General features: G+C 56.9%; 10 protein-coding genes. 3 read left to right on the forward strand and 7 right to left on the reverse strand.

Annotated elements, in window-relative coordinates; genetic code table 11:
- Nucleotides 1-11 precede the first annotated feature (11 nt).
- The 7 genes from rsmG to rpmH form a co-directional block, all read right to left on the reverse strand.
- Complete coding sequence (rsmG, locus tag BK667_RS11180) at nucleotides 12-656, reverse strand: 16S rRNA (guanine(527)-N(7))-methyltransferase RsmG (RefSeq protein WP_123515490.1); 645 nt, start codon at nucleotides 654-656, stop codon at nucleotides 12-14.
- The gene (gene mnmG / locus BK667_RS11185; protein ID WP_123597619.1) at nucleotides 653-2551 is read right to left on the reverse strand and encodes a tRNA uridine-5-carboxymethylaminomethyl(34) synthesis enzyme MnmG; all 1899 of its coding nucleotides are present in this window, start codon (nucleotides 2549-2551) and stop codon (nucleotides 653-655) included. Before mnmG ends, rsmG begins: the two co-directional genes overlap by 4 nt.
- Before the next feature lie 551 nt (nucleotides 2552-3102).
- Nucleotides 3103-4473: a tRNA uridine-5-carboxymethylaminomethyl(34) synthesis GTPase MnmE gene (gene mnmE / locus BK667_RS11195; RefSeq protein ID WP_123597620.1), complete on the reverse strand. Its 1371-nt coding sequence runs from the start codon at nucleotides 4471-4473 to the stop codon at nucleotides 3103-3105.
- Between the two features lie 79 nt (nucleotides 4474-4552).
- Nucleotides 4553-6241 carry a membrane protein insertase YidC gene (gene yidC, locus BK667_RS11200; RefSeq protein ID WP_123408553.1) on the reverse strand — a complete coding sequence of 563 codons (1689 nt, stop codon included), beginning with the start codon at nucleotides 6239-6241 and terminating at the stop codon, nucleotides 4553-4555.
- 2 nt (nucleotides 6242-6243) lie between these two features.
- Nucleotides 6244-6489, reverse strand: a complete 246-nt coding sequence (gene yidD, locus BK667_RS11205; protein WP_080761984.1) for a membrane protein insertion efficiency factor YidD — start codon at nucleotides 6487-6489, stop codon at nucleotides 6244-6246.
- Complete coding sequence (rnpA, locus tag BK667_RS11210) at nucleotides 6482-6883, reverse strand: ribonuclease P protein component (RefSeq protein ID WP_054048735.1); 402 nt, start codon at nucleotides 6881-6883, stop codon at nucleotides 6482-6484. Before rnpA ends, yidD begins: the two co-directional genes overlap by 8 nt.
- 16 nt (nucleotides 6884-6899) lie before the next feature.
- Nucleotides 6900-7034 carry a 50S ribosomal protein L34 gene (rpmH, locus tag BK667_RS11215; protein ID WP_003213577.1) on the reverse strand — a complete coding sequence of 45 codons (135 nt, stop codon included), beginning with the start codon at nucleotides 7032-7034 and terminating at the stop codon, nucleotides 6900-6902.
- 567 nt (nucleotides 7035-7601) lie between these two features.
- Between rpmH and dnaA the strand changes: the two genes are divergently transcribed.
- Genes dnaA through recF form a run of 3 tightly spaced genes read left to right on the forward strand, consistent with a single transcriptional unit; the run spans nucleotide 7602 to nucleotide 11389 of the window.
- Nucleotides 7602-9122 carry a chromosomal replication initiator protein DnaA gene (dnaA, locus tag BK667_RS11220; RefSeq protein WP_123515482.1) on the forward strand — a complete coding sequence of 507 codons (1521 nt, stop codon included), beginning with the start codon at nucleotides 7602-7604 and terminating at the stop codon, nucleotides 9120-9122.
- Between the two features lie 39 nt (nucleotides 9123-9161).
- Nucleotides 9162-10265, forward strand: coding sequence for a DNA polymerase III subunit beta (gene dnaN, locus BK667_RS11225; protein ID WP_123515480.1), 1104 nt, complete (start codon nucleotides 9162-9164; stop codon nucleotides 10263-10265).
- A gap of 20 nt (nucleotides 10266-10285) precedes the next feature.
- The gene (recF, locus tag BK667_RS11230) at nucleotides 10286-11389 is read left to right on the forward strand and encodes a DNA replication/repair protein RecF (protein WP_123515478.1); all 1104 of its coding nucleotides are present in this window, start codon (nucleotides 10286-10288) and stop codon (nucleotides 11387-11389) included.
- Nucleotides 11390-11391 lie beyond the last annotated feature (2 nt).

Below are 11391 nucleotides of genomic sequence, written 5' to 3' on the forward strand. Positions count from 1 at the left end.
TGTGTTCCCAATCATGCCGTGCGGCGCAGTATCAGCAGATGGCGTTGGCCTTGGCAACCGGGTACGGCCAGGGCGTGTTCGCTATCGAGGTGGAAGTCTGCCGGCAATGCTACCAGCTCATCGGCGGGATGAACGCCCTTCATTGCCAGCCAACGTGTATCGCGGTCGCCGAGGTGGCGCGTCCAGTTGCTGAAGTTTTCCATGCTGCTGAACGCCCGGGAGATGATCCCGTTGAACGGCTGCTCTGGCTGGAAACTTTCAACGCGACTGTGGATAACTTGCAGGTTATCCAGTTTGAGTTCGAGTTTGACCTGGGTCAGGAAGCGGGTTTTCTTGCCGTTGCTGTCCAGGCAGGTGACCTGGGACTCTGGAAACAGGATGGCCAACGGGATACCTGGCATGCCGCCACCGCTGCCCACGTCCAGCCAACGACCGTTTTCCACAAACGACATCACGCTCAAGCTGTCGAGCAAATGACGGGACACCATTTCGTCCGGATCGCGCACGGCGGTCAGGTTGTAGGCCTTGTTCCATTTGATCAACAGGGCCAGATAACCCAGCAGCAACGCGTGCTGGGTTTCTGTCAGGGTGACACCGAGTTGGCGAGCACCTGTGGATAACTCTTCGGCATGTTGCGAGGTGACCAACGAACTCAAGCGCTTTGCTCCAACTGACGGCCCGCGCCGCGTTTTTTCAAATGAATCATCAACAGCGAAATGGCTGCCGGGGTCACGCCCGGGATACGCGACGCCTGGCCCAAGGTTTCCGGACGGGTCGCACCGAGCTTGCTCTGGATCTCTTTCGAGAGACCGGAGATGTTCGTGTAATCGATATCCACAGGCAGTTTTGTATCTTCGCTGGCCCGCAGACGCACGATTTCATCCTGCTGGCGATCGATGTAGCCGGCATATTTGGTCTTGATTTCGACCTGCTCGGCGACCTGTGGATCTTCTGCACCACCGCCAGTCACGGCGATCAGACCAGCGTAGTCGATTTCCGGACGGCTCAAGAGGTTGAGCAAGTTGTATTCGTGGGTCAGCGGTGTGCCGAACTTTTCGGAAATCGCATCGCCCTGCTCGGTGCCCGGGCGAACCCAGGTACTTTTCAGGCGCTGTTCTTCCAGATCGATGCTTTCGCGTTTCTTGCAGAACGCTGCCCAACGGGCGTCATCGATCAAACCTAGTTCGCGACCTTTTTCGGTCAGACGCAGGTCAGCGTTGTCTTCGCGCAGGATCAGGCGATATTCGGCCCGGGACGTAAACATCCGGTACGGTTCCTGGGTACCCAAGGTAATCAGGTCATCGACCAACACCCCGATGTACGCCTCGTCGCGACGTGGGCACCACGCGTCTTTGCCCTGTGCACGCAGTGCGGCGTTGGCCCCGGCCAGCAAACCCTGGGCGCCGGCTTCTTCGTAACCGGTGGTGCCGTTGATTTGCCCTGCGAAAAACAGACCGGCAATGACTTTGGTTTCCAGGCTGTACTTCAGGTCACGCGGGTCGAAGTAGTCGTATTCGATGGCGTAGCCCGGACGAACGATGTGCGCGTTTTCCATGCCGCGGATCGATTGCACGATCTGCAATTGCACGTCGAACGGCAAGGATGTGGATATCCCGTTCGGGTACAGCTCGTGGGTCGTCAAACCTTCCGGTTCGATAAAGACCTGATGGCTTTCCTTGTCGGCAAAGCGGTGGATCTTGTCTTCGATCGACGGGCAATAACGCGGGCCAATGCCTTCGATCAACCCGGCATCGGAATACATCGGCGAACGATCGAGGTTCGCGGCAATGATTTCGTGGGTCCGGGCGTTGGTGTGGGTAATCCAGCAGCTCACCTGTTTCGGGTGCTGCTCTTTGGAACCCATGAACGACATCACCGGAATCGGCGTATCGCCTGCTTGCTCGGTCATCACCGAGAAATCCACAGAACGACCGTCGATACGCGGCGGTGTACCGGTTTTCAAGCGACCAACGCGCAATGGCAATTCACGCAAACGGTGAGCCAGGGCAATCGATGGCGGATCACCGGCGCGGCCACCGGAATAATTCTGCATTCCGATGTGGATAAGTCCACCGAGGAACGTGCCAGTGGTCAATACCACGGAATCAGCGAAGAAACGCAGACCCATTTGGGTGACAACACCGCGCACAGTTTCCTGTTCGACGATCAGGTCATCGGCGGCTTGTTGAAATATCCACAGGTTCGGTTGGTTTTCCAGGGCTTCGCGGACAGCGGCCTTGTACAGAACCCGGTCGGCTTGAGCGCGAGTCGCTCGCACGGCCGGGCCTTTGCGGCTGTTCAACACGCGAAACTGAATACCACCCTTATCGGTAGCCATGGCCATCGCACCGCCGAGGGCGTCGATTTCCTTGACCAGGTGGCTTTTGCCGATCCCGCCAATGGCAGGGTTGCAACTCATGGCACCGAGGGTTTCCACGTTATGCGTCAGCAACAGGGTTTTTGCCCCCATACGTGCTGACGCCAGTGCTGCCTCGGTACCGGCATGACCGCCGCCGATGACGATCACTTCAAAACGGGAAGGGAAATCCACCACGCACCTCGTGCCTGCTTCAGTTAGGTAATTCGGAATAGGTTGATCTCAGGTTTTTGGACCTGGTCGGCAAGTATAGGGACTTCGCCCTTCCTAAAGAACCCTTTGCACAAAATTTAACCAGCTGTGGAGAAGTCGGAGTTATAGAAATTAAAAAGAGAGAAATTTATTAAATCTTTGTTTTTATGTTTATTTTTACTGAGCACCATTTCTGTGGATAGATCGCTACAGACCTTTATATTCAATATGTACAGAGATTCAAAACCCTGTGGTCATGTGCCAGGGAGGCCCTTGGATAACCGGTGTAAGCCTGTGGATGAAAGGGGTGGTTATCCACAGAGGGGTTTATCTTCAGTTTTCAGGCCCTGTTATCAACTGCCCTTAGTGGCAGTTATTCACAGGGCTTAATCCACAGAAAAGCTGCAAATGAGCGAATCCCGGGTATGGGAAAACCGCTCAAGCAAAAAGAATCTGCTCGGCACTGGGGGAAGTTTTCAGAAAAGGAGGGAACAGACAGGCACGAATGGCCTGTCTGGGAACAACGGAGGGGGCTATTTACCGATGCAGAAGCTGGAAAAGATCCGCCCCAGCAGGTCATCGGAGCTGAAAGCACCGGTGATTTCGCCCAAAGAGTGCTGCGCCTGACGCAGATCTTCAGCCAATAACTCGCCGGCACCTGCCAACGTCAGCTGCGCACGACCATGCTCGAGGGATGCGCTGGCGTGTCGCAAGGCCTCCAGGTGACGCCGGCGAGCGCTGAAGCTGCTCTCGGAGGTCTGCTCATAGCCCATGCAGGTCTTGAGGTGTTCACGCAGTAACTCAAGGCCCTCGCCGGCAGACTTGGCACTCAAGCTGATGGTGACATGGCCATCGTCGCTGACGTCCAGGGCAATCGGTTCGCCCGTCAGGTCTGCCTTGTTGCGGATCAGCGTGACTTTGGCCGGATCCGGGCGGGTTTCCAGGAATTCTGGCCACAGGGCAAACGGATCAAGGGCTTCAGGGGCGGTGGCATCGACCACCAACAACACCCGATCCGCTTCGCCGATGGCTTTCAACGCGCGCTCAACGCCGATTTTTTCCACCTGGTCATCGGTATCGCGCAGGCCGGCAGTGTCGACCACGTGCAACGGCATGCCGTCGATGTGGATATGTTCGCGAAGAATGTCCCGGGTGGTGCCGGCGATTTCGGTGACGATCGCTGCTTCGCGACCGGCCAAGGCATTCAACAGGCTGGATTTGCCAGCATTCGGCCGTCCGGCAATCACCACGTTCATCCCGTCCCGCAACAAGGCGCCCTGCCCGGCTTCGCGAAGGACTGTGGATAATTCCTCGCGAACCTTGTCGAGCATGCTCAGCACGTGGCCATCGGCGAGGAAGTCGATTTCTTCTTCCGGGAAGTCGATGGCCGCCTCAACGTAGATACGCAGGCCGATCAATTGCTCGGTGAGGTTATGCACACGCTGGGAAAACGCGCCTTGCAAGGAACGCAGAGCGTTGCGAGCCGCCTGTGCAGAACTCGCCTCGATCAGATCGGCAATCGCCTCGGCCTGGGCCAGGTCGAGTTTGTCGTTGAGGAAGGCTCGCTCACTGAATTCACCCGGCCGGGCCAAGCGGCAACCGAGCTCCAGGCAACGCTTGAGCAGCATATCCAGCACGATCGGGCCGCCGTGGCCCTGGAGTTCCAGCACATCTTCGCCGGTGAACGAGTTCGGGCCCGGGAAATACAGGGCGATGCCTTCGTCCAGAACCTCTTCGTTTTCACTGAGGAACGGGCCGTAATGGGCATACCGCGGTTTCAGTTCGCGACCGCTGATGGCTTTGGCTGCCGCACTCGCCAGCGGCCCGGAAATACGGACGATGCCCACACCGCCGCGACCTTGAGCGGTAGCGACGGCAGCGATGGTTTCACGAGGAACGCTCATAAACCGGTATCCAGACAAAAGTGACAGATAGCAAAACGCCCCACTAGGGGGCGTTTTGAGTGGTTATCCACAGAGTAAGTTACGCAGCGGCTTTTTTGGTAGCAGCTTCGATCTTACGGGTGATGTACCACTGTTGGCTGATGGACAGGCAGTTGTTGACCACCCAGTACAGCACCAGACCCGCCGGGAACCACAGGAAGAAGAAGGTGAAGATGATTGGCATCAGCTTCATCACCTTGGCCTGCATCGGATCCGGAGGCGTTGGGTTCAACCGCTGCTGGATGAACATGGTTGCACCCATGATGATCGGCAGAATGAAGAACGGATCCTTGATCGACAGGTCAGTAATCCACAGCATGAACGGCGCTTGACGCATTTCCACGCTTTCCAGCAGAACCCAGTACAGCGAAAGGAAAACCGGCATCTGCACCAGGATTGGCAAGCAGCCGCCCAGTGGATTGATCTTCTCTTTCTTGTACAGCTCCATCATGGCTTGGGACATTTTCTGCCGGTCGTCGCCATGTTGCTCTTTCAGCAACGCCAGCTTCGGTGCCACTGCACGCATGCGTGCCATCGATTTGTAACTGGCTGCCGACAGAGGGAAGAAAAGACCCTTGATCAGCATGGTCAGGAAGATGATCGACCAGCCCCAGTTACCGACAATGGCGTGGATGTGTTGCAGCAGCCAGAAGATTGGCTGGGCAATGAACCACAGAATGCCGTAGTCGACGGTCAATTCCAGACCTGGGGACAACTCTTTCAGCACAGCCTGGCTTTTCGGGCCGGCGTAAAGAACAGCGCTGACTTCACCTTTGGCACCTGGCGCAACGGTCACGGCCGGAGCGGTGTAACCGATGATGTAGTTGCCTTTGCTGTCTTTACGGGTCTGGACGACATTGTTTTCGCCCTTCGCCGGAATCCACGCGGTCACGAAGTAGTGTTGCAACCAGGCAACCCAACCACCGTTAACGGTTTCTTTCAGCTGAGCCTTGTCCATGTCCTTCATCGACACTTTCTTGTACGGCTCGTTACTTGTCCACAGGGCGGCGCCCAGGTAAGTCGCGGTGCCGGTGGCAGTGCTGGAAGAAGGATCGGAACTGGCGTCACGCTTCAGTTGCGCAAACATCGCGCCGGACCAAGGCTTGGCGCTTTCGTTGTCGATCAGGTAGGAAACGGTTACGTCATACAAGCCGCGTTTCACGGTGAAACGCTTGATGTAGTTGACGCCGTCCTTGCTGAACTTCAGGTCCACGACCAATTGGTCCTGACCGTCAGCCAGTTGGTAGATCTTCTTCTCCGAGGCGTAAACCGGGCGACCGGTTGGACTGGCGTCCGGACCGTCGGTACCGATCAAACCGCTCTGGGCCAGATAAGTCCGCTCGTTGCCGTTATCGAACAGCTGGAATGGAATTTCCGGATGGTCCTGGCGACGTGGATACAGCGGCAACGTCAGTTGGGCAACATCACCACCTTGTGGATCGATGGCCAGGTTGAGCACATCCGTCTTGATCTGGATGAGGTCTTTGCTTACAGCTACTGGCGTTTCAGCAGGTGCAGTGGCACTGGTATCGCTTGCGGCGCGTGGAATGTCGTCACTGACAGAAGCATTATTGCCAGTCGCCGTGTCCGGTAGGCCCGGTGCGGTAGTACTGGAAGCAACATTCTGAGTCGGCAGGGCAGCCTGGCCATAGTCCTGGTTCCATTTAAGAACCATAACGTAGGACACGATTGCCAGGGCGACGATCAGGATCGTGCGTTTGATATCCATGATTACTCGGCCATCGAAGAAGAACGGGAGGTAGGGATAGGCGGAACCGGGTCATAACCACCGGGATTCCACGGATGACAGCGACCTAAACGACGAAAGGCCAGCCAGCCACCGCGCAGAAGGCCATGATTTTCTATGGCTTCATACGCGTAGCAGGAACAACTGGGGTAGAAACGACAGTGACTGGCCATCAGGGGACTAATGGCATAGCGATAAAACTGGATCGGAACGAGTGCCAGTTTACGCATCGGTACTGTCTACCCCTACAGTTTCGGTTTTGACTGCTGGTACTGGCGTGCTGCGTGCCAGACGTTTCCAGAGCTTGCCGAAATGCTGAATCAATTCGGGGTTTTCTACGTCCCCCAAACCTTTGCGCGCGACGATAACAATGTCCCAACCGACCAGTGAATCCTGGTTCAGGCGAAACGATTCGCGCATCAGACGTTTGAGGCGATTGCGCTCGACGGAGAGCTTTACGCTCTTTTTCCCGATAACCAACCCGAGACGGGGGTGATCAAGATCGTTGTTGCGCGCAAGGAGCAGGAGGTTTTTCCCCGGAACCTTGCCGGTAGGGGAGTCAAAGACTGCTTTGAAATGCCGGGGCGTTAGCAAACGCTTGTCCCGACTGAAGTCCTGACTCACCTCCAGTGCCGGATTATCAAACTGCCAGACGCGCACGACCTTTGGCGCGACGACGCGACAGGACGGCACGACCGTTTTTGGTAGCCATGCGAGCACGGAAACCGTGGGTACGAGCGCGTTTGATAGTGCTTGGTTGGAAAGTACGTTTCATTGTCGTGTTACCTGGTTCGTCCACAACGGGCCGGAATGGCCCCCGTTTTAAGAGACCGGGGATTCTAGAGAAAGCAAGCCTCTAGGTCAATTTCCAACCAACGTTTCCTTATAAATAGATCTCCAGAGGTTTTCTCGGCAGACGCTCGTTCGCTAGATATAGAAATAAAGAAGGGAATTATTTAAAGCTTTTCTGTAAAGCTTATAAAAGCTAGGGGCACGATCATCTGTGGATAACTGCCTTCAGGCCTTCTAAACCGAGCTGTACAGAGAATGACAACTACAGTGGAAAACGGTGGTCAGCCTGTGCTGCGCTATCGGATAAGCTGTGTGTGGAATGCTCAGTTATCCACAGGCCAGTTATCCACCGAGTTTGCCCCCCACTTGTCCAGTGCCCTCATGGGTGGTTATCCACAGAGCTTATGCACATACCGCTGGTCGTCTTTTTGTCAGTTAACGCATTGATAAATCATGGCCTGTGCGCAACCTGCATGTGGATAAGTGGGCGTCTGGCCGCTACAATGGCCGCTTGTTTTTGCCTCACCGGCTTTCAACTTAGGGGATATCCGTGTCAGTGGAACTTTGGCAGCAGTGCGTGGAGCTTTTGCGCGATGAGCTGCCTGCCCAACAATTCAACACTTGGATCCGTCCACTACAGGTCGAAGCCGAAGGCGACGAGTTGCGTGTCTACGCACCGAATCGTTTTGTTCTCGACTGGGTCAACGAAAAGTACCTGGGCCGCGTCCTTGAACTGCTGGATGAGCATGGCAATGGCATAGCGCCGGTGCTTTCCTTATTAATAGGCAGCAAACGCAGTTCGGCGCCGCGCGCGGCACCCAATGCTCCGCTGGCTGCTGCCGCCTCCCAGGCTCAGGCCGCTCAAGCACCGGTCAGCGCACCAGCGCCAGTCCCGGCCGCCACCCAAACCAAGCGTGCAACGCAAAAGGTTGCTGAAGTCAGCGAAGAGCCGTCCCGCGACAGCTTCGACCCGATGGCCGGCGCCAGTTCGCAGCAGGCTCCGGTCCGCGCCGAACAACGCACCGTGCAGGTTGAAGGTGCGCTCAAGCACACCAGCTACCTGAACCGCACGTTTACCTTCGAGAACTTCGTCGAAGGTAAGTCCAACCAGCTGGCCCGGGCTGCGGCCTGGCAAGTGGCGGACAACCCCAAGCACGGTTACAACCCGCTCTTCCTTTATGGTGGCGTTGGCTTGGGTAAGACTCACTTGATGCACGCGGTGGGTAACCACCTATTAAAGAAGAATCCGAATGCCAAGGTCGTGTACCTGCATTCCGAGCGTTTCGTGGCCGACATGGTCAAGGCGCTGCAACTGAACGCCATCAACGAATTCAAGCGCTTCTACCGTTCGGTGGATGCGTTGCTGATCGATGACATTCAGTTCTTCGCCCGCAAGGAACGTTCCCAGGAAGAATTTTTCCACACCTTCAACGCCCTGCTTGAAGGTGGCCAGCAGGTCATTCTCACCAGTGACCGCTACCCGAAAGAAATCGAAGGCCTCGAAGAGCGCCTCAAGTCCCGCTTCGGCTGGGGCCTGACGGTGGCCGTCGAGCCGCCGGAGCTGGAAACCCGCGTGGCGATCCTGATGAAAAAGGCCGACCAGGCCAAAGTCGATCTGCCACACGATGCGGCGTTCTTCATTGCCCAGCGTATTCGCTCCAACGTCCGTGAGCTGGAAGGTGCGCTTAAACGCGTGATCGCCCACTCGCACTTCATGGGTCGCGACATCACCATCGAGCTGATTCGCGAATCCCTGAAAGACTTGTTGGCGCTGCAAGACAAACTGGTCTCTGTGGATAACATTCAGCGCACCGTCGCCGAGTACTACAAGATCAAGATCTCCGACTTGCTGTCCAAGCGTCGTTCACGCTCGGTCGCACGTCCGCGTCAGGTTGCAATGGCACTCTCCAAAGAGTTGACTAACCACAGCCTGCCGGAAATCGGCGATGTGTTTGGCGGCCGCGACCATACGACTGTTTTGCACGCCTGCCGCAAGATCAACGAACTTAAGGAATCCGACGCGGACATCCGCGAGGACTACAAGAACCTGCTGCGTACACTGACCACTTGATGAACACCAGCGCAGCTTATTAAGGCAAGGGACTAGACCATGCATTTCACCATTCAACGCGAAGCCCTGTTGAAACCCCTGCAACTGGTCGCAGGCGTCGTCGAGCGCCGACAGACCTTGCCGGTGCTCTCCAACGTGCTGCTGGTTGTCGAAGGCCAGCAACTGTCGCTGACCGGTACCGACCTGGAAGTCGAGCTGGTCGGTCGTGTGCAACTCGAAGAGCCGGCTGATCCAGGTTCCATCACCGTGCCTGCGCGCAAGCTGATGGACATCTGCAAGAGCCTGCCAAACGATGCGCTGATCGACATCAAGGTCGATGAGCAGAAACTCGTGGTGAAGGCTGGCCGTAGCCGCTTCACCCTGTCGACCCTGCCGGCCACCGATTTCCCGACGGTTGAAGAAGGCCCGGGTTCGCTGACCTGTAGCCTGGAGCAAAGCAAACTGCGTCGTTTGATCGAACGCACCAGCTTCGCCATGGCCCAGCAGGACGTGCGTTATTACCTCAACGGCATGCTGCTGGAAGTGTCCGAAGGCATCATCCGCGCCGTGGCCACCGACGGTCACCGTCTGGCCATGTGCTCGATGAAGGCCGATATCGGTCAACCGGATCGTCACCAGGTGATCGTGCCGCGCAAGGGTATCCTTGAGCTGGCGCGCCTGCTGACAGAGCCGGACGGCCTTGTCAGCATCGTGCTGGGTCAGCACCACATCCGTGCGACCACTGGCGAGTTCACCTTCACCTCTAAACTGGTCGACGGCAAATTCCCGGACTACGAGCGCGTTCTGCCTAAGGGCGGCGACAAGCTGGTCCTCGGCGATCGCCAGGCCCTGCGTGAAGCCTTCAGCCGTACCGCGATTCTGTCCAACGAGAAGTACCGCGGCATTCGTCTGCAATTGGCCAACGGTCAGTTGAAGATCCAGGCGAACAACCCGGAGCAGGAAGAAGCGGAAGAAGAAGTGGGCGTCGAGTACAACGGCGGCAATCTGGAAATCGGCTTCAACGTGAGCTACTTGCTCGACGTGCTGGGCGTGATGACCACCGAGCAGGTTCGCCTGATCCTGTCTGACTCCAATAGCAGCGCGCTGGTGCAAGAGTCTGACAACGACGACTCGGCCTACGTTGTCATGCCGATGCGTCTGTAATCATGCTCAGCAGAAGCTAGATGTCCTTAAGTCGCGTCTCGGTCACCGCGGTGCGCAATTTGCACCCGGTGACCTTCTCCCCCTCTCCCCGAATCAATATTCTTTACGGCGCTAACGGCAGCGGCAAAACCAGTGTTCTGGAAGCCATTCATCTGCTGGGGCTTGCCCGTTCGTTTCGTAGCAGCCGTCTATTACCCGTCATTCAGTACGAGCAATTGGCGTGCACGGTGTTCGGTCAGGTGGAATTGGCCGAAGGCGGGCACAGCGCGCTGGGGATATCTCGGGACCGCCAGGGTGAGTTCCAGATCCGTATCGACGGGCAGAACGCCCGTAGCGCGGCGCAGTTGGCAGAGATCCTGCCATTGCAGCTTATCAACCCCGACAGCTTCCGGCTGTTGGAGGGGGCGCCAAAAATTCGGAGGCAGTTTCTGGATTGGGGTGTGTTCCACGTGGAACCGCGCTTCATGTCCACCTGGCAGCGCTTGCAGAAGGCCCTGCGCCAGAGAAACTCTTGGCTGCGGCATGGTACACTTGACGCCGTTTCGCAAGCGGTTTGGGACAGGGAACTGTGCCAGGCCAGCGCAGAAATTGATGAATACCGCCGCGCTTATATCAAAGCCTTGAAACCAGTCTTTGAACAGACCTTGAGTGAACTGGTTGAACTCGAGGGCTTAACGCTCAGCTATTACCGAGGTTGGGACAAAGATCGCGAGCTGAGTGCTGTGCTCGCCGGGTCCCTTCAGCGGGATCAGCAAATGGGTCATACCCAGGCCGGACCACAACGCGCTGATTTGCGTCTTAGATTGGGCGCCCATAACGCCGCGGACATTTTGTCCCGGGGTCAGCAGAAGTTGGTGGTCTGTGCATTGCGGATTGCCCAGGGGCACTTGGTTAGCCAGGCCCGACGCGGCCAGTGTATTTATCTGGTGGATGACCTGCCGTCCGAATTGGACGAGCAACACCGCCGTGCGCTTTGCCGCTTGCTGGAAGACTTACGCTGCCAGGTGTTTATCACCTGTGTAGATCACGAATTATTGAGGGAAGGCTGGCAGACGGAAACGCCAGTCGCTCTGTTCCACGTGGAACAGGGCCGTATCACCCAGACCCACGACCATCGGGAGTGAAG

The sequence above is a fragment of the Pseudomonas frederiksbergensis genome, assembly GCF_003732705.1.
GTDB classification, from domain to species: Bacteria; Pseudomonadota; Gammaproteobacteria; order Pseudomonadales; family Pseudomonadaceae; genus Aquipseudomonas; species Aquipseudomonas frederiksbergensis_F.

Coding starts and splice junctions, on each gene's coding strand:
- mnmE (WP_123597620.1), bottom strand. CDS start 4,473: ATGAGCGTTCCTCGTGAAACCATCGCTGCCGTCGCTACCGCTCAAGGT.
- yidC (WP_123408553.1), bottom strand. CDS start 6,241: ATGGATATCAAACGCACGATCCTGATCGTCGCCCTGGCAATCGTGTCC.
- yidD (WP_080761984.1), bottom strand. CDS start 6,489: ATGCGTAAACTGGCACTCGTTCCGATCCAGTTTTATCGCTATGCCATT.
- rpmH (WP_003213577.1), bottom strand. CDS start 7,034: ATGAAACGTACTTTCCAACCAAGCACTATCAAACGCGCTCGTACCCAC.
- dnaN (WP_123515480.1), top strand. CDS start 9,162: ATGCATTTCACCATTCAACGCGAAGCCCTGTTGAAACCCCTGCAACTG.
- recF (WP_123515478.1), top strand. CDS start 10,286: ATGTCCTTAAGTCGCGTCTCGGTCACCGCGGTGCGCAATTTGCACCCG.